Annotated in this window: 18 protein-coding genes and 2 pseudogenes; 11 read left to right on the top strand and 9 right to left on the bottom strand. The window is 42.4% G+C overall.

The annotated features are described in order from the left end of the window. Positions 1-171 precede the first annotated feature (171 nt). From cspE to OCT63_RS18665, 3 genes and pseudogenes are all read right to left on the bottom strand, one after another. Positions 172-384: a transcription antiterminator/RNA stability regulator CspE gene (cspE, locus tag OCT63_RS18675; protein WP_004740083.1), complete on the bottom strand. Its 213-nt coding sequence runs from the start codon at positions 382-384 to the stop codon at positions 172-174. 352 nt (positions 385-736) lie between these two features. Further along, a pseudogene (locus OCT63_RS18670) lies at positions 737-939 on the bottom strand (cytosine deaminase); the annotation flags it as partial. Positions 940-1,597: 658 nt separating this feature from the next. Continuing rightward, positions 1,598-2,274, bottom strand: a pseudogene (locus OCT63_RS18665) (pyridoxamine 5'-phosphate oxidase family protein). A gap of 90 nt (positions 2,275-2,364) precedes the next feature. Between OCT63_RS18665 and pdxR the strand changes: the two are divergent. Beyond that, entirely contained in the window at positions 2,365-3,825 is a 1,461-nt protein-coding gene (pdxR, locus tag OCT63_RS18660; protein ID WP_269984293.1) for a MocR-like pyridoxine biosynthesis transcription factor PdxR, read from the top strand. A gap of 33 nt (positions 3,826-3,858) precedes the next feature. Here the strand turns inward: pdxR and yjeH are convergent, their stop codons facing one another. Then, the gene (yjeH, locus tag OCT63_RS18655) at positions 3,859-5,124 is read right to left on the bottom strand and encodes an L-methionine/branched-chain amino acid transporter (protein ID WP_269984292.1); all 1,266 of its coding nucleotides are present in this window, start codon (positions 5,122-5,124) and stop codon (positions 3,859-3,861) included. Between the two features lie 410 nt (positions 5,125-5,534). On the opposite strand from yjeH, the gene OCT63_RS18650 reads away from it, so the two are divergent. Continuing rightward, positions 5,535-6,455: a LysR family transcriptional regulator gene (locus OCT63_RS18650; protein WP_269984291.1), complete on the top strand. Its 921-nt coding sequence runs from the start codon at positions 5,535-5,537 to the stop codon at positions 6,453-6,455. A 113-nt stretch (positions 6,456-6,568) separates the two neighbouring features. Next, positions 6,569-7,183 (top strand): LysE family translocator, encoded by a 615-nt coding sequence (locus OCT63_RS18645; RefSeq protein WP_161679841.1) that lies wholly within the window; start codon positions 6,569-6,571, stop codon positions 7,181-7,183. Positions 7,184-7,277: 94 nt separating this feature from the next. Here OCT63_RS18645 and OCT63_RS18640 read toward each other — a convergent pair whose 3' ends face one another. Both OCT63_RS18640 and OCT63_RS18635 read right to left on the bottom strand, forming a co-directional pair. Beyond that, on the bottom strand, positions 7,278-8,441 hold the full coding sequence (locus tag OCT63_RS18640) for an alpha/beta hydrolase (protein WP_269984290.1): 1,164 nt from the start codon (positions 8,439-8,441) through the stop codon (positions 7,278-7,280). A 48-nt stretch (positions 8,442-8,489) separates the two neighbouring features. Beyond that, positions 8,490-8,720, bottom strand: coding sequence for a hypothetical protein (locus OCT63_RS18635; RefSeq protein WP_161750440.1), 231 nt, complete (start codon positions 8,718-8,720; stop codon positions 8,490-8,492). Positions 8,721-8,993: 273 nt separating this feature from the next. Between OCT63_RS18635 and hcp the strand changes: the two genes are divergently transcribed. Then, positions 8,994-10,655: a hydroxylamine reductase gene (gene hcp, locus OCT63_RS18630; protein ID WP_269984289.1), complete on the top strand. Its 1,662-nt coding sequence runs from the start codon at positions 8,994-8,996 to the stop codon at positions 10,653-10,655. Positions 10,656-10,773: 118 nt separating this feature from the next. Next, on the top strand, positions 10,774-11,835 hold the full coding sequence (locus OCT63_RS18625; protein ID WP_269984288.1) for a hybrid-cluster NAD(P)-dependent oxidoreductase: 1,062 nt from the start codon (positions 10,774-10,776) through the stop codon (positions 11,833-11,835). A gap of 244 nt (positions 11,836-12,079) precedes the next feature. Here the strand turns inward: OCT63_RS18625 and OCT63_RS18620 are convergent, their stop codons facing one another. Further along, positions 12,080-13,516, bottom strand: coding sequence for a glyceraldehyde-3-phosphate dehydrogenase (locus tag OCT63_RS18620; RefSeq protein ID WP_060469478.1), 1,437 nt, complete (start codon positions 13,514-13,516; stop codon positions 12,080-12,082). 919 nt (positions 13,517-14,435) lie between these two features. On the opposite strand from OCT63_RS18620, the gene OCT63_RS18615 reads away from it, so the two are divergent. Continuing rightward, positions 14,436-17,009, top strand: a complete 2,574-nt coding sequence (locus OCT63_RS18615) for a hybrid sensor histidine kinase/response regulator (protein WP_269984301.1) — start codon at positions 14,436-14,438, stop codon at positions 17,007-17,009. Between the two features lie 96 nt (positions 17,010-17,105). On the opposite strand, the gene OCT63_RS18610 is transcribed toward OCT63_RS18615, so the two are convergent. Continuing rightward, positions 17,106-17,420, bottom strand: a complete 315-nt coding sequence (locus OCT63_RS18610; RefSeq protein ID WP_004730049.1) for a DUF496 family protein — start codon at positions 17,418-17,420, stop codon at positions 17,106-17,108. Between the two features lie 194 nt (positions 17,421-17,614). On the opposite strand from OCT63_RS18610, the gene OCT63_RS18605 reads away from it, so the two are divergent. The 5 genes from OCT63_RS18605 (at position 17,615) to luxQ (ending at position 22,812) form a co-directional block, all read left to right on the top strand. Then, the gene (locus tag OCT63_RS18605; protein WP_017058678.1) at positions 17,615-17,815 is read left to right on the top strand and encodes a hypothetical protein; all 201 of its coding nucleotides are present in this window, start codon (positions 17,615-17,617) and stop codon (positions 17,813-17,815) included. 64 nt (positions 17,816-17,879) lie between these two features. Further along, positions 17,880-18,536, top strand: coding sequence for a YceH family protein (locus OCT63_RS18600; protein WP_269984287.1), 657 nt, complete (start codon positions 17,880-17,882; stop codon positions 18,534-18,536). Continuing rightward, positions 18,537-18,851: a GIY-YIG nuclease family protein gene (locus OCT63_RS18595; RefSeq protein ID WP_060469480.1), complete on the top strand. Its 315-nt coding sequence runs from the start codon at positions 18,537-18,539 to the stop codon at positions 18,849-18,851. A gap of 305 nt (positions 18,852-19,156) precedes the next feature. Then, complete coding sequence (locus tag OCT63_RS18590) at positions 19,157-20,242, top strand: autoinducer 2-binding periplasmic protein LuxP (protein ID WP_161674168.1); 1,086 nt, start codon at positions 19,157-19,159, stop codon at positions 20,240-20,242. Beyond that, positions 20,242-22,812, top strand: coding sequence for a quorum-sensing autoinducer 2 sensor kinase/phosphatase LuxQ (gene luxQ / locus OCT63_RS18585; RefSeq protein ID WP_161748973.1), 2,571 nt, complete (start codon positions 20,242-20,244; stop codon positions 22,810-22,812). Before OCT63_RS18590 ends, luxQ begins: the two co-directional genes overlap by 1 nt. 159 nt (positions 22,813-22,971) lie before the next feature. Here luxQ and OCT63_RS18580 read toward each other — a convergent pair. Continuing rightward, positions 22,972-23,622 (bottom strand): PilZ domain-containing protein (locus OCT63_RS18580; RefSeq protein WP_269984286.1); only part of this gene is annotated, 651 nt, incomplete at its 5' end.

Genomic DNA, 23,622 nt, shown 5'->3' with positions numbered 1-23,622 from the left:
TAGTAAGGGTAAATTGAAAGCAGATCTGTGATTGGTTTACTCTGACTTAAGTGTAAGATCTAGAGTAGGGTAGGAATCTAGAGAAAGTGGGGTAGGAAAATGTTTTTGTGTAGATAGTAAAAAGCGCCGATAAAAATCAGCGCTTTAGAATTCTTTTAAGCTAAAAGCTTATTATTGAGCAACAACGTTTGCTGCTTGTAGGCCTTTTTGACCGTTTTCAACTTCGAAAGAAACCTTTTGGCCTTCTTTCAGAGTTTTGAAGCCTTCAGAAACGATTGCACGGAAGTGTACGAATACGTCAGCGCCGCCGTTGTCTTGAGAAATGAAGCCGAAACCTTTCTCTTCGTTAAACCATTTTACAGTGCCAGTATTTGTGTTAGACATAATTTGTCCCTTATTCATAAATTTTCTAAATTGTTGATTGCATTACTGCAATGCGCTGATAATTGAATTATTTAATGTTGCTAAGAAATAAGGAAAAACTACTTACAAAAACGGGTGACGATTTTACTTGTTAATTTTACTTTCATCTAACTTAAATAACTCCGTATAACAGGGCGAGTGCATGTTAACACAGTCTTTCGAGATGTACACTCATTGATTGAAAAATCCGTGTTTTTTTGTCATATCATGCGGGGTCGAAAGTATACACTAATTTAGTGATGGCTTTGTCAATTCGCTTAACATAACAGAAGGAAGGATCTCAGCTTCCTTTCATCATTTATTATAGACGATGTTAGCGCTTAAAGTTTATATCTTCCGTTTGAGATAAGTTAATTTTTGTTTTAGCTAGTTGAGTCTCTGCGATCGCTTTGCTATGGCGCACTGAGTATTGGACTGTCGTTTGGCGATGCACAGCATCAAACCATTATCAGCAGGAAGAGTCAGTAGGCTACCTGGCTTACCTTCTTCGATACCGAAGTTGTCATGAATGTTGATTATTATGCAATGAATGGGTGTCTGTATCGAGAGAGGTGCGGCTAGACAAACGACTGGCAAAAAAATAGCCAATCGCAATAACCGCGATTGGCTTATATATTTTGTGAACAAGAATAGGTTCACTAACAACGTCAGTTGGCTAGGTGACCCTCGGCTTAAGAAGGGTCAATATATACATTGCAGGTAGCGTGCCAACTTTTAAAATCACGTAAAACGGCAGTTTTATAGCAATCTGGTGCGTATTTAGGCGTTTTATTCGCGTTTTAAAATCTTACTGTTGTATTTTGCAATTGCGATTTGCGAATTTATAATGGTTTGATGATTAGGAAGAGTGGAAAAGGGAAGTTGTATAAGGTGCTGAGTGATCTGGCTTGTGTTGACTTTTCCTGAAGCTAAAATAATAGAGTCAGGCTTGGGAAGTCGTGAAGCTAAGAAGTTCAATAGCTACAAACAACAAAGCCCAGGTGATTTGATATCACACACGAGTTGTGTTTGATCAATGGTGCGAATCGAATGTTCAAAAAGCATCGTGGCTTAACACCTAAGCAATATGTCGAGCGCTTAAAAATCGGCCTATAAAGCAACTAATTTTCAATCATGTTATATGTCTGCACAACCCATTTTATGAAATTAACAGTGTGGCATGTTGTTAGGTTTGCTATCGTAAGGGAACATCCTGATACCAACGTTCACCATAGGCCTGTTGGTAATCTGGCTTTTCAATGAGCCCTTCCTGTTCTGGCACTGTTTCCAGCGGCCCGACAACGGTTCGGTAAGGCAATACGCCTGCCCAAACGGGAATGTCCATGTCTGCTTTGTCATCATTAACACCATGCTTACCAATTTTTACCGATGCTTCGGTTAACGGAATCGCCAATAACTCAGTGGCGGTGAGTTCTCTTTCGTTACTCAGCCTAACCTCATCGGTTCTACCCGGTGCAATCTGCTCAATGAAGATGTTCAACAAACGATCTTTTTCTTGGTTATCATCGATGACTGAAAACGACCCCAATACCACTGTTGAACGATAATGTGCACTATGATGAAATGCCGAACGAGCCAACACCCAACCATCGAATAAAGTGAACGTTAAGCAGGTTGGTTCTCCTTTCTTTAATCCTTTCAGCAAACGACTGTTTTTGGCGCCATGTATATAGACCATGTCATCCACTCGCCAAGCGAGCATAGGGATAACCATAGGGCCGTGTTCGCCTTGCAATGCAATGCAATGTGTGCAATTAAGCTTTCATCAATGATCTGATGTAGTTTCTCTTGTTCAAATACGGCTTTGTGAGCCCCTTTCTTAATCGTGGTTCTTTTCGTGTTAGATAACATAATCGCTCCTTAATCATTGCCTTTTGATTAATGTAGCGATTAACTGGTCTATTAAATAGAGCCACTTTTAAACACTATTTGGATCCAGTTATGCAGCCTATTGATGTCGGTGACTTACAGTTAGATGACCAACACGACACACGTCAGACCGCTTTGTTTCATGCAATCCGAGAGAAGATTGTCCAAGACCTGTGGAGCAAAGGCGGTAGGCTGCCTTCAACACGAAAGTTGGCCGTAGAACTGTCAGTAAGTCGAAATACGGTGATCTACGCGTATGACCAATTGGTTACTGAAGGCTATATCGAGAGTAAACAAGGCTCTGGTTTTTATGTGTCGGTCGAGCAGCCAGAGCATTTTCTCAGTTTGTCTCAATCGAGCAATGTTCAGAGTTCACAGGACTTGAGTACAGAGGTTGATACACCAAGTGGCGCGAGAGTGACACTCAGTGACATCAACCGCGGTTTTGCGCCGGGTGTTCCTGATCTGGATGCATTCCCGTTTGCTAAATGGCAGAGATTACTGCAACGCCATGCTACGCGACAGAACATCGCAGGCAACCAAGATGTTCAGGGGAGTTTGGCTTTGAGGGAAGCGCTCAGCGGTTACCTTGCAAGCAGCCGTTCGGTTCGTTGTCATGCTGAACGAATTATTATCACCGCCGGTGCTCAGCAAGCTATTTCGATAGGTTTAATGGCGACGTTAGCGATGGGCGACCAAATCCTGGTTGAAGAGCCGGGCTATCGACAGGTGCATAAAATTATTGATCTGTTAAAGCTCGAACTTGATGGAGTGAGTGTTCGTGAAAAAGTCGGACTGGATATTGAAAAAGTGCTTTCCAGTAACGCCAAGGCATTGTATGTCACTCCGAGTAATCAATACCCAATGGGTACAACACTCAATACCGAACAGCGCCTCAAACTGATTGATTGGGCAAACAAAAACCAGTCTTGGATCATTGAAGATGACTACGACAGTGAGTTTCAGTTTGCACATCGTCCTTACACCAGTATGCAAGGCTTGGCAGGTAAACTCGGGTTTGATGACCGAATCATCTATGTTGGTTCACTGAGTAAAGTCATGTTCAACGGTCTCCGTTTAGGTTACTTGGTTGTACCTGAAAACTTGGTGGCGAGATGCCTAGAGATTAAAGACGCACTCACGGGAGATACCGCCGCACATACACAAGAAGCACTGGCTGGCTTTGTCCAAGAGGGGGACTTACTGCGACATATTAGAAAAATGCGTCGTTCATACAAGCTTAAGCACGAAGCGATGATTGAAGCGATTCAAAGTGAGTTTCACGGTGATCTTGAGGTGATCAGTCAAGCCGCTGGATTGCATGTCACGGTGAAATGGTCGAACGGAATATCAGAGCAGGAATGGAGTCGAAGGGCTGAACTTGAGAACATCATCGTTCGACCTCTCGATTTTTATGAATATGGCTCAAGTGATTTTCGCGATTGGCATGGTGCGGTATTGGGCTTTGGTAATATCCGCTTGAGTGACATAAAGCCGAAGATCAAACAGATCGCTCGGCTTTTTTATCAATAACTGCGGTGAGGCTATTTATAATTTATCGACAAGCTACAACTTGTCGATAGAAACCGTTGGCTTGCCTGACCACTTGCGCCATGGGAGTGACAGTGTCACAAAGATAATGACCGCATAGAGCATTGACCAACCTAAACAGATAAAAACCAGGGTGCAAATAACGAGAGCAACCATGGCTGTGTATCTCGATGTTCCGGTTAATAAGCGACAAGCTGCTAACATCGCGAGCATATAAACCAGAACAAAAATACTATTGGCGAGTTTAAGAAAGAATTCGAGGTCCAAGCTAGACAGCTCACCAATTACACACGAAACAAGCGCGATGAAGCCAATCGCTAAAGTTGGGTAGAGTGGTACACCACGGTTGTTGAGCTGGGCCATTTTACTGGTTGGACTATGTTGGCGAGCTTGGGCCCAGATCATGCGAGACAAGCTTTGGGTATAAAGATTTAGGCTCGCAAAACAAGCAAAGAAACCAAGCACGCTGATGACCGTTTTGAAGCCATTACCAAACAGTTGTTCAGTCACCCAAGGGATAGAAGCGGCATCAAATTCAGAAGAACCATACGCCCCAAGCTTGAGAATAACCACTGAACAAGCCCAATACACCAAGCCTGCGACGAAACACCCTGCAATGATGGCGATTGGAAAGTCGCGCTGTGGATTCTTAAACTCCTCTCCCATGTGAGCAAAGGCTTCTATCCCCACAAAACACCAAAACATCACCGCTAATGCAGCCCCAATAGACCACATAGAATCGTATGAGATAACTGGAATTGCAACATCTGCAACGGTGATATCAGCTTTCCAAACGAAGGCACTGACCAAGGCAAAAATCGACAAGGCAATCACGGTTTGCAGACGGCCAGAAGACTTACTGCCCATTAAATTGACGGCAACAAGTAAAGCTACCGTAAAGGACTGAGCACCAAGCGGTGTGTCGAGTGGTGCTGGTAACAGTTGTTGAGCAAAGCCGCCCGCTAATGCAATTGCAGCTGGAATGCCAACAGGAATAACACTCACAAACAACCATGCCACGCTTGTTTCTAATCGCTCGCTGAACGCTTGGCGTACAAAGTAGGCGGTACCTCCTGCATTAGGGTAGCGTTTTCCTAGTGCTGCGAAGGTTAGGGCGACCGGGCAAATGGCGATAAACAGCACTAACCATGCTAGTAGTGATAACTGACCCGCGATACCTGCAGCAATAGCGGGGATCATGAATAGCCCTGTGCCTAATAATGTCGTCGAGAGTTGCCCGATTCCTGAAGTGAGCGTGATTTCTTGTTTGAGTTGCGCCATTCGCTTTCCTTGCTGATACTACATTTCTTTTGCTAAGAGAGGGTTATGCAAAAAAAAGTGCGTTCAGTGCTTATTCCTAATTGTGATTGAAAGCATACAGTGTCGCTACTAATAATGCAGCTAGCAAAACGTCTTAAGATACTGCCATTTTAACGGTATTTATCCAGTTAAGCGTTAAAGTGTCTGCTGTTCTATCGAGAGAAATTGTGTCAAATTAGTAGGGATAAATAGAACGACAATGGAAGTCATCACAAGCATGGAACGTTTGAATCAAATTCACGATCAGCTGCAAGGCTACTCAGACCTTCGTCATTTGATGACTCATACGGTTTTAACTGAGTTTTTTAATAAGCAAAATTTGTCTTTTAATCTATCGAAAGTCAACGTTAAGTCGTGCGTTAAGGTTGTCCATGTTAGGTAATATCAATCTAAATTTGTTGCGCTCGCTGCATGTGCTTCTTGAAGAGTGCCATGTAAGCCGAGCCGCCCAGCGCCTGCATATTACACAGTCAGCAGTGAGTCGCCAACTTGCGCAGCTGAGAGATTTGTGTGGTGACCCTTTGCTGGTTCGTGATGGTAATAAGCTAGTTCCTACCAACCGAGCTCTGTTGCTTAAAGGCAAGCTCGATGATCTTCTGAGTGAGTTTGATCACCTATTAGATGATAAACCCTTCGAGCCGCAAGACTGGCAGGGTGAATTGGTGTTGTCTTCAAGCGATTATGTTGCTCAGTATATTCTTCCTGTTATTGTCTCTGAAGTATCGGCTGAAGCGCCGAATATTAATTTGGCTTACCGTTTGTGGCAACCAACCTACCTAGAAACACTGAGCGAATCAGGTATTCACTTGGCATCAAGTATGTTTCCTCAAAAACCGGATCATGTATCTAGTATCAAGCTTGGTGAAGATAAGTCGGTGTGCTTGATGAGATCTTCCCATCCGTTGGCTAAGCAATTGGCCATAAGCTCAGCAGATATCGTGAAGTATTCGCACATTAAGGTTACCGGCGGCGGAGACAAAGACAGCTACGCGGACATAGCATTGAAGAAGAAAGGACTGAAGCGAAAAATAGCACTTCAGGTTCCGTTCTTTTCATCAGCTGGAACGGTATTGATGCAAGATGACTATCTGATGATTGTTCCGGAACATATAGCCTACAACCTAGGTAGACACCTCGACACGACTTACTTTTCTTTGCCATTTGATACGGAAATGCACACTTATTGGTTAATGTGGCACCCTAAATATGACAACGATTCTGCTCATAAATGGGCGCGAGAAAAGGCATTCCAAGCCATGCAGAAGTCGAGCTACAATATCAGTATGATTTAAGATCATAAGTATGATGATAATCTTTGATTTCAAATAATACCTTCTGCGAATTATGGTAAGTATCAAGTATAGAGCGTTCAGTTGGAGCGCCTTGTTTTACTAGGAATGGAATGATGACAGTAACAATTTGGTTTTCTTTATTAGCTATCTGCTTGTTGGGTGCAATGTCTCCGGGCCCAAGCTTGGCGATGATCGCTAAGCACAGTTTGGCTGGTGGCCGTATCAATGGACTTATCGCAGCTTGGTCACACGCTGCTGGCATAGGTATTTACGCGTTCGCAACCATTGTCGGCTTGGCGGTGTTACTTGAACAATCGCCAATACTGTTTAAAGGGATCAGTTTGGCGGGGGCAGCGTACCTGCTTTATTTAGGTGTGAATGCGTTACGCTCAAAAGGTGGCGTTGCAGCGAAATTGGAAGCAGGCGAACAGATGAGCTACATGCAGTCTGCTCGCGAAGCTTTCTTGATCTCAATCTTGAGCCCTAAGATCGCGCTGTTCTTTATCGCTCTATTTAGCCAATTTGTTGCGTTAGGTAATGAACTTAGCAATCAAGTGATTATTGTCTCAACGCCACTGATTGTTGATGGCCTTTGGTATACCTTTATTACCTTGGTACTGTCTAGTCCGTTGATTGTTGAACGTATTCGCTCGAAAGCTCAGTTGATTGATCGATTATCTGGCGTGGTGTTGATCTTGCTTGCTGTTCGTGTGGTGTGGACTATATAGCGCTAAGATATATGTTGGAAAGAAACGATACCCATTAAAAAGGCTCACTAGACGTTATCTAGTGAGCCTTTCATATTCCTTATCGAGGGGCTTTTTAGCTTTCAGAATCCAGCACTGTATCAAGCTTAGCCATTGAATCCGCAAAGTAAGGATTGTAGGTTAGGCGAGCATGGTTTTTGCCATCCTCAGTATATCCCCACGCTGAGTACCAGACTTCACTATTGTCGATACACTGCTGTTCAAAGCCTTCAGCTTGCCCGTTAGAGCAAATCTTCTCACTACCATTGATTCCGTAGTACGGGTTATTGGGTGAGAACAGTAACCCCATGTGGGAACCATTTGAAATACGTTGCTCTGGGATCTTCATGCTGTATTGAATGGCGCGAGGATCTTCAAGTGTGGCTTCCCCTAGCCAAATTAGCACATTGTTTGGATTTGGCATCGACTGAATAAACGCTTGTTGGACAAAGTTGGTGTCAATCACACTGTCGCCTTCACTCATCATGATAAACACAGGTTTGTCGAAGTGCTTCTTTTGTAGAGCTTCGCGAACCACTTCTGAGGTCTCGTAGTAAACGGCGGCACCGTTCATGGGCAATGAGTTATAACGCAGTATGTTGTCTTCAGGATCTTGATCCGCCCAAGTAACAAAATAACTTGCTAGACTAGCGTATTGCACGGCTGATGAGCTCGGCTGAAACGCAGGAGAGAACAGCAGTAACCCTGAGACTTTGGGATCATTCATCGCCTGTGAAGTCACTAGGTTCGCGCCTGTTGAATAACCACCAAGCCAGACGGAATCATATTCTTGTTCAAGTAACTTAGTATGGTGAGCTACGACACCTTGCCAATCTTCTAAGCTTGGCTGCATTAAGTCGCCTACGCGGCTACCGTGGCCCGGAAGTAATACCGTTCTCACTAGGTAGCCTTGTTCTGATAAATGCGTAGCAATGTCATTAAATGAGTAAGGGGAGTCGCCTAGTCCATGAACTAACAACACCGCCTTTCCATTTGGAGAAGCCGGTTTATATTCTGCCGGGGAATTGAGTTGAATCTCAAGTTGCTTGTTTTCTGTCATGAACACACGGTTTTTCAGTAACCAATCTTGAGTGTCATTTACGTAGGCGTCAAAGCTGTCTTGCTGATATTCAGGCAAGTCAGGAGAGGTTTCGTAAGCTGGAGCGATGGTCTCGTTGGAACAACCAACGAGACTTAAAGTTGTTAGGGCGAGTAGCGTTAGAATGGTCTTGCTATGCATTTTTTAGTGTTGTCTCTGTCGTGTATTGTCTTGAAGCAAAAGCTTAGACTATTTTCTATTCGAAAGGTCTTCGTATTCACCTTCAATAATACCAGCAGCATTGTTTGATGACTGACGAGTGTTCATATGAGCTGCGAAACCTTGTTTCTTCATTTGATTTTGAATGCGCTTGCCAGTAATTAAAGCTGCAATAGCCAAAGGAATAGCAAGAATCAAGCTTGTGAATAGCGCCAAAAGGCCAGTAAACAGTGCAACAATCGTAACTAATATATTTTTCATATTCATTCCTCTTTTCTCTATGTTGTTACTATATCGCTTCTATTCTGAACGAAACATGAACACCGTTAATTAATCTCAGAGAGTCACTATGACACGGGTGTGTGTGGATTGAGGGTTTATATGTAGTCATAATCACGCATTAAAAATATGGAATTTAGTTTAGTTGTTTAAAATCAATAATTTAAAACTTGGCATGCTTGATGCTCTATAGGGTTTGGAATAAGTCACTGTAAGCAAAGTACTTACAGCTAATGAAAATTACTGGAGCCCTATATGTTCTGTATTCAATGTGAACAAACCATTCAAACCCCAACTGTAAAAGGTTGTTCTTTCGCACAAGGTATGTGTGGCAAAACTTCGGAAGTATCCGACCTTCAAGATGTGTTGGTTCATTCTCTCCAAGGTGTTTCTTTTTGGGCAAATTTAGGTCGCACTTGCGATGTTATTGATACTGAAATTGATGAGTGGGCGCCAAAAGCGTTTTTCGCAACATTAACCAACGTTAACTTCGATCCTACTCGTATCATCGAATTTGCACAGCAATCTCACGAGTTTAAACAGCGTTTAGAGCAACAAGTTCGTGCAGCTGCGACTTTAATTGGTTTCGAAATTCCAGCGCTTTCTCCTGCTGCGCAATTCGATCTACCAACGGATTCTTCAGAGTTATTGGCCCTTGCGCCACAAGCAGCAGTTAACCGTGGTCACGACTCTCAACACGAAGATGTGATTGGTTTTCGTCTTCTTTGCCTATACGGTCTAAAGGGAGCAGCAGCTTACATGGAGCACGCTCGTGTTCTTGGCCAAACTGACAACGCTATTTTCGCTGAATACCATGAGATCATGGCGTTTCTAGGTACTGACCCTTCAGACCTAAAACAGTTGCTCGATACATCAATGCAGATTGGCTTGATGAACTACAAAGTCATGGAAATGCTGGATAAAGGTGAGACAGATACATTTGGTCACCCACAACCTACAACTGTGAACGTGAAGACTAAGAAAGGCCACTGTATTCTTGTTTCTGGCCACGACTTGCATGATCTAGAAAAGATCCTTCAACAAACTGAAGGCAAGGGCATCAATGTTTACACTAACGGTGAGATGCTACCTGCACACGGCTACCCTGAACTGAACAAGTACCCACACCTTGCTGGTAACTACGGCAGCGCTTGGCAGAACCAGCAAAAAGAGTTTGCGAACTTTCCTGGCGCGATTGTGATGACATCTAACTGCCTACTTAACCCAGATGTTGGTGCGTACGCTGATCGTCTGTTTACACGCAGCATTGTTGGCTGGCCGGGTGTTGTACACCTTGAAGGCGACGATTTCAGCGCAGTAATTGATTGTGCACTAGCCCAAGAAGGCTTCAAACACGACGAGATTGAGCAAATGATCACTGTCGGCTTTGGTCGCAATGCCCTGATGGAAGCAGCACCTGCGGTTGTTGAGCAAGTGAAAGAAGGCAACATCAAACACTTCTTCCTTGTGGGTGGTTGTGACGGTGATAAATCTGAGCGTAGCTACTACACAGATTTCACCGCTCAAGCACCAGAAGATTCAGTTATCCTAACGCTGGCATGTGGTAAATTCCGTTTCAATAAGAACCAATTCGGTGACATTAACGGTATTCCACGTCTGCTCGATGTTGGCCAATGCAACGATGCTTATTCAGCGCTCCAGCTTGCACTTGCGCTGTCTCAAGAGTTTGATTGTGGCATTAACGAACTTCCGTTAACGCTGGTTTTATCTTGGTTTGAGCAAAAAGCGATCGTTATCTTGCTGACTCTGTTCGCACTGGGTGTGAAAGGCATTTACACAGGCCCAACAGCGCCTGCGTTCCTAACTGAAAACCTACTAAAGATTATTCAAGACGAGTTCGACATGCGTTCTATCTCAACGCCAGAGCAAGATCTTAAAACAATCTTAGCGGCTTAATGTAAGCCTACTTCCAAGCCCTGTTGTTGCTGTTCTCTTTGAACGTGCAGTGGCGGGGCTTTTTAGATTTAAATCTTCAGTCATTTAATCAATGAGTCATCAGCAAGGTGTGTGAACTATGTATGCATGGTCGGATAGCGATTCAATCAATTTAGTGTGTTTAAAGAAATGGCATGAGACGCCAGATACGGTCAGCGTCGAGCTTGGCAGTATTCCACAAGACCTATATTTCAATTTTAAGCCAGGCCAGTTCATCACTTTGGGCTTGGATATGCCGACAAAAACCGACTATCGCGCTTACTCGGTGGCTTCTTGCCCTGAAGATAATCGTTTAAAGCTGACAGTTAAGCGTGTTGAAGGCGGCTTGATGTCTAACTTTATTGTCGATGAACTTGATGAAGGCGATGAGGTTTCCGTCTTAAAACCTGCTGGTGGCTTTAACTGTATTGATTGCATGCCTACTGCGGCGAAGAAGGTAACGCTAGTCAGCGCAGGTTGTGGTATTACACCGGTCATGGCAATGGTGAAATATTGGTTGTCTCAAGATAGTGAGATGGAAATAGATTTCGTTCATATGGCGCGCAACAAGCTTGAGACTATCTATTTTGAAGAGCTTCACCAGCTCGATAAAGCCTATGCTAATTTCAACCTAAAACTACTGCTGAAAGATAATCAAGGAACCACCGCATCTCAAGGCCGATTAGATAAGAACTGGTTGGTGAAACTGAGCCCAGATATCTTAGACAGAACCGTTTACCTGTGCGGCCCGGTTGGCTTTATGGAAGATATAGAAGGTTATCTGAAAGAACTTGAGTTCAACATGGATAACTTCTATCAAGAAAGTTTCACGCCTGTTCTTAAAGACAATCAAAAAGTGGCTGGCGCAAATATGAATAGCACTGAAGTGGATGGCAGTAGCTCGGTGACAGTATTTGTACCTACATTTGGCAAAGAAGTGGAAGCTGAGTTTGGAACGCCATTAGCCGATTCATTAGAGCAAGCTGGTGTGCCAATCATCATTGCGTGTCGCAGTGGTATTTGTGGCTCGTGTAAATGCAAAGTAACCAAAGGTTCTGTGGAATCGAGCAGTCAAGAGACATTGACGTCAGAGCAGATAGAGCAGGGGTATGTACTGGCGTGTTCCAGCAAGATTCAATCCGATGTTGAGGTTGAGTTGTAGCTATCTCATGCTGGCAATAATGAAACACGATTGGAATGAAGTTTTGTCCATGTGGCAGATATAATGTGTGACAGATATAAAAAGGCCACTTAGATCGTTAGAGAGACCAGATCTAAGTGGCAACCCTCTTGTTTATACGGGGGAGTAAAACAAAAGGGGTTGCGAAGCCCATAATAAGCCTCGCAGATATAGTTATTATGTTGTGGAGCTGGTTGCGCAGAATTAGTTACAAGCTCGAAGTTGTTTAAACTTCAGGGTAAGTCTTGTAGCGAACTCCCATCATTTGTTCCATACAGTGAACAACTTGGCAGCTGTAGCCAAATTCGTTGTCGTACCAAATGTACAGAACTGCGCGGTTGTCTTGCGCGATAGTTGCAACACCGTCAACTACGCCCGGGTGGCGAGAACCAACTAAGTCTGTTGATACAATTTCAGTCGAGTCAGTGTAATCAATTTGAGCTGACAAAGTAGAAGACAGTGCCATTTCACGAAGGTACGCGTTTAGCTCGTCTTTGTTGGTACCTTTCTCAAGGTTTAGGTTTGCTACTGCCATTGACACGTTTGGTGTCGGTACGCGAATCGCATTACCCGTTAGTTTACCTTCCATTTCCGGCATCGCTTTTGATACTGCTTTTGCCGCACCTGTTGATGTCAGTACCATGTTCAATGAAGCAGCACGACCACGACGATCACCTGAGTGGAAATTGTCGATTAGGTTTTGATCATTGGTAAATGAGTGAACCGTTTCGATGTGACCCGATAGGACACCAAATTTGTCATGAACGGCTTTCAATACCGGTGTAATCGCGTTGGTAGTACAGCTTGCTGCAGAGATAATCGTATCTTCTGGTTGAATAACATTTTCATTCACACCAAATACGACGTTCTTGATGTCGCCTTTACCTGGCGCAGTCAGTAGAACCTTCTTAGCACCGTTACATGCTACATGTTGGCTTAGGCCTTCAGCGTCACGCCATACACCTGTGTTATCAACCACAAGTGCATTCTCGATACCGTAAGCGGTGTAATCCACTTCTTCAGGCTTGTTTGCATAGATAACTTGGATGAAGTTACCGTTAACGATGATCGCTTTGCGTTCTTGGTCAACTACGATACTGCCGTTGAACTGGCCATGAACAGAGTCACGACGTAACAGGCTTGCGCGTTTTTCTAGGTCACCATCTTTACCACCACGAACAACAATAGCACGTAAACGTAGTGGGTAGCCTGGGCCGCTTTTCTCGATCAATAGACGAGTCAGTAGGCGACCGATACGGCCGAAACCATAAAGAACAACGTCGCGAGGTTCTGTCATCGCATCGCCTTCAAGCGATTCCAAAAGGGCAGTTTGTAGGAAATCATTCAATCCCTGTGTGTCTTCGCGATCTTGCCAGAATGAATGTGCAAGGCGACCAACATCAATACGACATGGAGACAGGTCCATAGAGAGAAGGTGTTGAATGATTGGTTGAGTTTGTTCTGCTGTAAGAGGAGAACCAGTGTAACGTTTTGCGATGCGGTGAGCTTTGATGATGTCGATAGTTGTCGCGTTAACTAGAGTCTTACCAAAAAGGATAACTTCTACGCCTTTCTGACGGTATAACTGACCTAAAGTTGGAGCGATGGATTCAGCAATGGTTTGACTAGTTTGCCAATCTAGGAGGTGCTTTTCGGGACTCATCTTTACTCGGGACCTTTCACGTTAAGTTTCTGCATTCATGGCGGTTGTAGGGAAGCCAATCAGCATAGGGGATTGAGGCATCAGGCTGTGGTCTTTTAATGCCACTTAAATATGCTTGATATACCTTGTCTGTATTTGTAATTTTTATGTGGCAGGATTGTAAGTCACGACGGGTTATTCTGCTAGGAAAAATAAACGCAGATAGATTGGCTGTAAATTTATATAAATGCAGTAATAAACATGGCTTTTTCGAGAGGAAGCACTATTGACTTTAACAATCTGTAGCACTTATTTTTCGCCAAAAAATACTCAAATCAAAATTATTTATGTAATACAGGTTACCTTGATCATTAAACATGTGATCGCTAACTCAAGTTACACGCAAATAGTAAACGATAAATAAGGTCATTAACGAGTTTTCTTGTTCTACGTTTGAATAAGCTGAGGTTGAATATGAAAAGTACATGATACGAACGATTAGATGTCACAAATTTAACCTAACCATCGGCTTTGTTGGTGTATAGAGTCATAACTTACAGCCTAGTTGAGCTGAGAAGCTAGTTTGCTCACTTGTTATTCGGGTGATAATAACTTGATAAGCTTCCTTTGTTTAAATCTCATTTTTGTAGATCTTTCGTGCCTAGACCTCATTTATTTCAACCGTTTTGCTTTAGACCTCTTTATTTAACGTAAAACCTTCTACTTTAAAGCCCTATTATGGGGGCTAGGTGACTATAATTTGCCATTGTGGAGTCAGAGTATCGTTTGTTTGTATCTAATTTGATCAATAACTCCTAGTAATGTCCTACTCTTAACTTGGGTTCGGTAAATTACTTTCGGGAAGGGAGTAGTTATATAAATGATAAACATGTCAATTAGATGGCGTCTTATTTTTCTTTCTACGGTTTCTGTATTCATCATGTTTGGGTTTGCAGTCAATGAGCTGTTAAAGAGCGACAAGACGGTGGCTCATCTTGAAGCAACACGTATGAGAGTAGAGGCGCTCCAATCTTTTAACGCTATTTCAGGTGATGCTTATCAATGGATAGTTTTGTCTAATGATATTCCTGAAAAAGGCCAATTGCTCGAAAAGCTCAACACTGAACTGGATCTGCTAGCTGAGAACGAAAAGCAACTTCAACGGTTTGATACCAATTGGAGTGCCGAACCTCAGTTGATTGAACTTAAGAGTGCGTTAGGTAACCTTGTAGGAGTAGGATCAAAGCAAAGTGACGAAGAAAGGTTACTACTGACAGAGCGTGTCTTTAGCTTGCTGCAAGGCGTGTTAATGGATCTCTCTAAATATCGTATCGCTTTAATGGATGCAAAGATCAGTGATACTGATGCGATGTTTGTCAATCTTACTAACTACATGTTTTGGATTCAGAAAGAAGCATGGTTAAGTTATCGCTTATATCGATCCCCAAATCAGAAAAGCCAATATTTTCTGAGTTATGTTGGTACTTTGGAAAGGCAGCAGCAGTTATTAGACACATTTTTTCGATCAGGGAGTCATGCAACGGAAACTGAGAAATTGTTGAACGCTTTCTACAAAGAGAACGTTCAGGACAATTTCACCGCTCGGATCCTGGAAGGAACCTTCTCCTCACCGGAAATATATGATCATATCAAAAGCTTAGAGTTAAAGGAGCAAACCATTTCAAAAGCGGTTGGTGCTTTTACTGAACAACTTCAATCTGAACTAACAAAAAATATTACTCTGCAGCAAAGGCAAACGCTGATCATGACATCCTTGATTCTCGTCGTTTCAGGTGTTTTGTTATGGTTGGGTATAGCGACATCTATACGTTTAAATAAAAACCTATCGCTTATCCTAAAAGGGGGATCTGAGTGTGCTGATAGCTATGGTAAGCCCAAGGTTATTCAAATTGAAGGGAACGATGAATTAGCTCAGTTCACTGAAACCTTAAATCGAGTGATGGAACGCAATTATCAACACAACAAGGAATTGATAGAAGCAAAAGAAGATGCAATTTCAGCAAATAAAGCGAAAAGCGCATTCTTAGCGAACATGTCCCATGAAATACGTACACCGCTCAACGGGATTATCGGTATGACTGAGATTTTATCTCAAAGTCAGTTGAATGCGAATCAGCAAGAAGTGTTAGGAGATATCGAGTCGTCTTCACATTCACTATTGGTGCTACTTAATGAGATTCTCGATCTTTCTAAAATAGAGTCGGGTAACTTAATGTTGTCGCCACATAATGCAGATCTACGAGAATCGGTTTATGACTCCGTGAGTGTGGTTTTGTCGAAAGCGATAAGTAAAGATATTGAACTCGACATCAATATTGACTCTCACATTCCATCAAAACTGTTTTTTGATGAATACCGTGTTAAGCAAGTACTGACCAATTTGTTGTCTAACGCCATCAAGTTTACTTCAAAGGGAACGATCACCACGGACATCGTTTATACACAGGTGTCTTTGGATAGAGGAAAGGTTGAATGCAGTGTGACTGATACAGGGGTCGGGATTGAGTCGGAGAAGCTGGAGTCCATTTTTGAACCGTTTACCCAAGAAGATGGCAGTATTACTCGACAATTCGGTGGTACAGGTCTGGGCCTTGCTATTTGTCGACAGCTTGTTGATTTGATGGACGGGTACATTACTGCGCGTTCGGTTAAAGGAGAAGGGGCGACGTTCACTTTTTGTCTGTATGTCGATATTGTCGATACTCACGTTCAGACCTTCGATAATTTAAGCTGCGCGACTATTATCTCGAACTCTTTCAATTACCTAGATCAACTTGTTAAAGAGTGTGAACGATTAAATATTCGACCAAATGTAGTTTCATCCATGTCGGCCCTTGATGACAGCCTCAAAGAAAGCGACTTTGTCCTTTATTGTCATACGTTGTATCACTCTATGGAGAATGATCTTGCAGAGTTGAAAGCGTTATACCCTCTTACTCGCGTCATTGTATGTCAGCATCATCTATTTAAAACGAACCTAATAACAGAGTCGGTCCACTCAACTCATACATTACCATTCTTGGGTCAACGATTCTTAAACAGTTTACAATCTCTAGATGTCGGTGGAGAACAAGTACGGCAAGTTGAACCAAATGATAAAGAAGTTCGTTCTTTGAATAGACGCATTTTGATTGTGGAAGACAACCTGATGAATCAGAAAATAGCGAGCTTCTTCCTTGAGCAAGCGGGCTATGAATACTTGATTGCCAGCAATGGGCAAGAAGCGTTGGATGTGATAACTCAAGGTGCCCAGTTTGATGCAATCTTAATGGACTGTATGATGCCCGTCATGGATGGGATAACAGCGACCAAGGCGATTAGAGAGTGGGAACTCGACCAAGAAGCGATACCTTTACCAATTATTGCCTTAACTGCTAGCGTATTAGAAGAGGACATTAAAGATTGCTTTGAAGCCGGTATGAATGCTTATCTGGCCAAGCCTTATAAATCTCATCAACTGTACGACCTTTTCAGTAGCTTAGATATCGTCTAGCGATGTCGTATTTTGTGTTTTGCGTACAAAAAACCCACTTATACGGAGTATTAAGTGGGTTACTAACATTATTGCAAATTCATTAACTAGGTTAAATTACTTTTTACCTTGAGTTTGCTTATCTTCTTCTGTTAGTTCACGGATGCGGCGGCTGATGTCACGACGAGCTTTAGAAATTTCTGCGCTCTTAATGATGTGGTCATCAACGCGGTCTTCGTAGTCAGCTTTCATGTTTTTGATAATGCCTAGGATTTCGTCATGAGTCATCTCTGGCTTGATGTAATCAAGTAGGTTATCAAGAAGGTCGACACGCTTGCGGTTGTCACGAACTTTCTTTTCGTTGTCTAAAAGTTCACGCTTAAGTTTGTTCTTACGTCGTGCTTGGTTAACAATTTCAAATACGCTGCTCATAGATTCCTTTTCCTAATCGTCAAATACATTGTCTGGTTCTGATTAAAGCATATCAATTGATGTTGTAACAGTCTTTAGATCAAAGCAAAAGTAAGGTTGTATAATTATTCGGCACTCTCGCTGATGTGTGATTGTTTTTATCTCACCGTTCAAGTTAGTATCCCTGTAGATACTGCATTGGTACGACATGTGAAATGAATCAACAACAATTGGAAAACGAAGATTTGGATGACAATGTCACTGAATTTTCAGCAGAGCAAAACAAGCTTCGTGATGCGTACGTACAAGAGCGAACTTACTTGGAAGTTGTGGAAATAGAGTTAAACCGTTCTAAAATCATATTGATTGATGAGCAAGGTAGAAAGAAAAGAGTACCTATTCTGTCTGAGCACTAGTCTTCAGTGACTGAATGGTTAGGTGTAGAGATGGAATTGTCAAAAATAAGAAAAAGGAAAAACGATGAACACAGTACTTTCCCCAATTGAAGCAAGAATCATTGGGTGTTTGATCGAGAAAGAAGTCACGACTCCTGATCACTATCCACTCACGTTGAATAGCTTAACTGCGGCTTGTAATCAAAAGAGTAACCGTGATCCGGTTCTTTCGGTGTCAGAGTCAGACGTTTTGGATGCGGTTGATGGTTTGATCTCGCGTCGTATGGTGAGTGATGAAAGCAGCTTCAATAGTCGTGTAAACAAATATCAACATCGCTTCTGCAATACCGAATTTGGTGATTTACAATTTACAGAGCAAGAACGCGCGATCATTTGTTGTATGCTGCTTCGTGGCGCGCAGACACCGGGTGAGCTTCGTACTCGAACTGGTCGTCTAGCGAATTTCGGTGACGTGAAAGAGGTGGAAGCGACTCTAGAGAAGCTAGCAGCACGAGAAGCGGGTGCGTTAGTCGTTAAGCTACCTCGTGAAGCTGGTAAGCGTGAATCACGCTATCAACATTTGTTAAGCGGTAAGGTGGATGTTGATGCGTTTGCGACGGCACCTGTGGGTACGGCTACTCCATCGGCGACTAACGAAAAACTTGAAGAACTCGAGTTAGAGGTTGCAAGCCTGCGCGCAGAAGTCGCAGAGTTAAAAGAGTTAATTGAATCACTGATATAGATGTCAGTTTTTAATAAAGATACGGATTGGGTCGTCTACCTGATCCGTAACAGACACAATGCGCTCTATTGTGGTGTTACTAATAATTTGGCACGTCGCTTTGAACTGCATCAACAAGGTAAAGGGGCAAAAGCGCTGAAAGGCAAAGGGCCACTGTCACTAGTGTGGAGTTTTAATGTCGACTCAAAAAGCCAGGCATTAAAAACCGAATACGCGATCAAACAACTCCCCAAATACCGCAAAGAAAAGTTGGTATCACTCGAGCTAACCATTGAGTGGCAAGAGGAGACAATTCAATATATCAAAGTTTCATAATTAATAGCTAAAATGTCCACTCGTAATCAGCTTTCATGATCGATATCTGTTGATGAAACCAACTTAACATACTGAATATAAAGGTTAACTATTATAGGTTCGGTGAACCTTTTCTTGGCAAAAATGCGTCAATATCCATGTTATTCCAGGATTAATGAATTGCTCATTTGGAATATCGTTCTAATTAGGTTTGGGCGCTATCATTTCTTATCGCTGTACTACATAATATATTCTATCCATACAAAGATATGGTGTCATGCTAGGTTAAAAATGAGCCAAAGTAGCTCATATAAAACGAGAAATATATGAAACGTTTACTTATGTTGTTTGGAATTACCGTATTTTCTACGTCCGCCCTTTCCCACGCTCTCAATGGATATTGGGAATATCAAGATTACCTTTCTAAGTTTCCAAAGCAAAAAATATTGACCGATAAAATGGTCGAAGCTGTTCAAAACCATCCCGTGCCATTGAGGCTAGTTCAAGATAGGCCTATTACTATTTCAGTCGTGTACCCTGGTCGACAGATTTCCGACTACTGGGTGCGCAATATTCAAGCGTTTGAAAAGCGCCTCGATAAATTGAGAATCAACTATCAGATCAATCAGGTTTTTACACGTGTTAATGCTGATATCAATCAACAGAGTATTTCTCTACAAGAGGCGGTTGAAAATAAAACTGATTATTTAATTTTTACGCTAGATACGACGCGACACCGTAAATTTATTGAACATGTGCTGAGTTATACGGATACCAAACTGATCTTGCAAAATATTACCACTCCTGTGCGAGCGTGGGCTGATAGACAGCCGTTTATGTATGTAGGTTTTGATCATGCGACAGGGAGTTTGAAATTGGCGGACTATTTTAAAGAAGTGAGTCAACCAGACAGTCAGTACTCTGTTCTTTATCGTTCAGAAGGTTATATAAGTGACGCTCGTGGAGATACCTTTATTCGTGAAGTGAACTCCGATACAAATTTTGCACTTAAGTCTTCGTTTTACACCAAGTCTGATAAAGAGAGCAGTTACCAAGCGGCTAAAATCAGCATAGAGAACGATAAAAATCTAGACTTTATCTATGCATGTTCAACCGATGTTGCTTTGGGAGCCGCTGAAGCGATTCGTGAGTCTGGTAGGGATATCTTAGTCAATGGCTGGGGAGGCGGATCAGCAGAGCTCGAAGCAATCGAAAGTGGGGACCTAGATGTGACAGTTATGCGTATGAATGATGATACTGGGATCGCGATGGCAGAGGCGATCAAATGGGATCTCAGTGGCTTGAAAGTTCCTACCGTTTACTCCGGTGAGTTTGAAGTGGTGACCAGCGAAGATTCCCCAGAACGTATTTCTGAGCTTAAGAAGCGCGCATTTAGGTACTCAGGTCAATAATGAAGAAAAGCTACGCTTGTACACCAAGGAACACCTTAGCCAAATTAATTACCCGTATTATTATTTTAGTCATAGGGGTGATGGCACTTGGTGTGCTGATTCACAACTATGAAAGTAGCAGTAGTATCGTAAAACAAGAGACGAACCGAACTGTTCAGCAGACCTCAAGCCTGATCCAAAACATGTTTGATTATCGTTTATCGGTGCTGCAAATCCATCAAGACAATAATTCACACAGTGAAAACCTAAGAGAGTATTTTGATACTCATAATGATAAAGCGTTGAGTTACTTTTTTTTTGGTATTGATCAACGTGAGCCGAACCATGCCCCTGATTTACGTTTTGTCTCTACTCATGATGGTTTGGCTTGGGAGGATGGTAATGGTCAATTTTATGGTTTGGATGCAACCAGCTTAGAACATATTTCTGATAAAGTTGCGTTCAGTAGTAATTGGCACTTTTTAAAGCTTATGACGGATATAGGTAATCGTCACTTGTTGGCTCGTCGAACACCTATTGTCGACGATAAGACAGGAGAAGTTCTTGGCCAGTTGTATATCGCGATCGTACTCGATAATAACTTCTCTCTTGCGGAATCCATTCAGAAAGGCAGTAATTGCGAGAATATCGTTATTGAAGCGCATGGCACGCCTGTCGCCTCTACATTCAAGGGTGATGAAAGCTATACGATAGCAAGTATCCTTAATTATAAAATGTACGATCAACTACCTCGCCATTTCGTTACCATCGCGACGATTAAGATAAATGCCGTGGAAACTCCCCTCACTATTCGTGCGGTACAAAAGAACACAAATTTTATTGCGTTGGAAGAAAACTATGAGCGAGCCACCATTGTTGTGGTGGTGTTGATCATACTTATGTCTTTTTTTGCCCGCGCTTGGATTCAAAAAAGAGTAGCTGCAGAATTAGACAAGTTGATGGACTTCACTCGTTCAGCAAGCGGTGGCGAAGAATACAGTAAGTTTGATGGTTCTAATATTTTCGAGTTCCACCATATTGGCTGCACATTAGAAGACACCTTCGATCGCTTATCTGAACAGAACCAAAAATTTCAAGATCTCTTCAATTTTGCTCATTCCCCTATTTTGGTTTGGTCTGAAAAAGGTGACCTGATTCAGATGAACCCGGCAGCTCGTATGGCGTTATTTGATGACGATGACAACTATGGCGCGATGGCTGATGAGTTTGAGCAACGAATGTTGCCTAATATTCAAATGGTGGTTCAAGGGTCAAAGCTGACGGGCATTAACGTTCCAATTGGGGCTAAAGTGTTTCGCTGGAACATGTCTGCAATTCGCGTTGAGCACGGTATTACGGGGGTTGTCGTACAAGGGCAAGACATCACCAAGCTCATTGAGGCGGAGAGACAGGCTGATCGAGCTAGAGAAGAAGCTGAGCAGCTTGCAAACCTTCGTGCAGACTTTTTAGCTAAGATGAGCCATGAGATTCGTACGCCGTTAAACGGTATTTTAGGTGTATCTCAGCTGCTCAAACGATCTATCCAGAATGAAGACAACCGAGATCGGGTAGATGTACTTTGTAACAGTGCTGAACATTTACTGGCAGTACTTAACGATATCTTGGATTTCTCTAAAATAGAACAAGGTCAGTTCAATATACAAAAGAAAAATTTCCGCTTGGGTGAGTTGGTCAATACTGTGGAGAGTATCTATCGTCCGCTTTGTGAAAATAAATCGGTCGCTTTTAGTATTGTGAATCACTTGGTAGATGACATTGAGATCTACACTGACCAAGTTCGACTGAATCAGGTTATGTTTAATCTATTGAGCAATGCCCTTAAGTTTACTCATCAAGGTGGTATTTCTGTCAGTTTTGAGATCGATAGTATTTTTAACTCCGATAAAGCCAGCTTAATCGTTCGAGTGAAAGATAGCGGCATTGGTATTGATGACAGTAAAATTGAGGCTGTTTTTGAACCGTTTGTTCAAGCTGAAGAAACGACGACTCGTGAATATGGTGGTACAGGCTTGGGGTTAACAATTGTAAAAAACCTTGTCGATATGCTTGAAGGAGATATTCACGTTCGTAGTATCAAAGGCCAAGGTTCAGAATTCATAATCGAGATCCCTATTGAGTTGCATTCAGAGCCCTCGCTGGATTCAAAACAACGACCAAAGATGGAGCCTCAGACACTATTTGATCGGTCTTTGGAAGTTTTACTCGTGGAAGACAATCATACCAATGCGTTTATCGCTCAAGCTTTTTGCAAAAAGTATGGAATGGTTGTTACTTGGGCAAAAGATGGTTTAGAAGCTTTGGAGATGGCAAAGGCGAATAAGTTTGACCTCATTTTAATGGACAACCAACTTCCGAACTTAGGTGGGGTTGAAACGACTCAACAATTGAGAAGTGAGATTGGTATACGGACTCCTATTTACGCGTGTACCGCTGATGCTCAAAAGTCGACCCGAGACCGTTTTTTTGGCGCGGGGGCAAATTACGTGATTGTAAAACCGATCAAGGAAGATACGCTACACCAAGCGTTTGTCCATTTTAAACACTCTTACTGGAACGAGATTAAGCATTAGTTTTATAAGCATGAGTTTTAGCGGCTTAGTACTGTTCAACCAGTATTGATGAACCGGTATTCGGCGGTCAAAGAACGGTTTGGCTCGCCATTTTTTGCTATAAAGCTCTTGGTTTAATCGCTTTTTATTACTGTATCTCACAATTTAAATATTAGAAAATTATGAAGAGCCGGCCACAAAAGCTTGCTCTAAAAGCCGTGTTTTCAATTCATCACTAATATCTAGGTGATCTGGGAATTGAATTCCTAGCAACCAACCTTGACCTTGTCTTTTCTTACTCACTACTTTATGGATAAGTTCGTCATCCAAATATTCACTTAGGATTGAGTTTACTTTGATTTTCCAGCCAATATCTATATCTGTTGGTTGCGCGATATAGACACCACAACCAGAGGCAGAAAAATCCACTAGTATTGCGTCAAGCGACAGAGTATCAAAGTTGACTTCACAATCGAGGCATACTTTGTATCTTTCGTGTTCGCGGATCGGTTTGGTAGCAAAATTGGAAGGTGGGCGAAGAAAGAGAAGATGTGCTGGTGAGGTTATATGAGCGAGTACATTGGTTTTAAACGCAATAATATGTCCTAACTCAGTATCAGTAATCGCACGAACAATAATATCAACGTTGATGAGCTTTCTAAGTGTTAGTGCTTCAGTGGCTTTTTGTGAGAGGTCTAAGATCAGATACTGATCTTCTTTGTGCCCGACATAGAGTGTACTAATTTGGATTGAGTCATCAGGGCCAAATTCCAACACACCCGCTGTTTTTGTACCTGGCTTAAGGTATCTAAACAGTTCTACGTTTTTATC

Origin of the sequence: Vibrio sp. RW, from assembly GCF_027587105.1 — a bacterium.
Classification (GTDB): domain Bacteria; phylum Pseudomonadota; class Gammaproteobacteria; order Enterobacterales; family Vibrionaceae; genus Vibrio; species Vibrio toranzoniae.
This window is presented reverse-complemented; position numbering and strand designations above follow the sequence as displayed.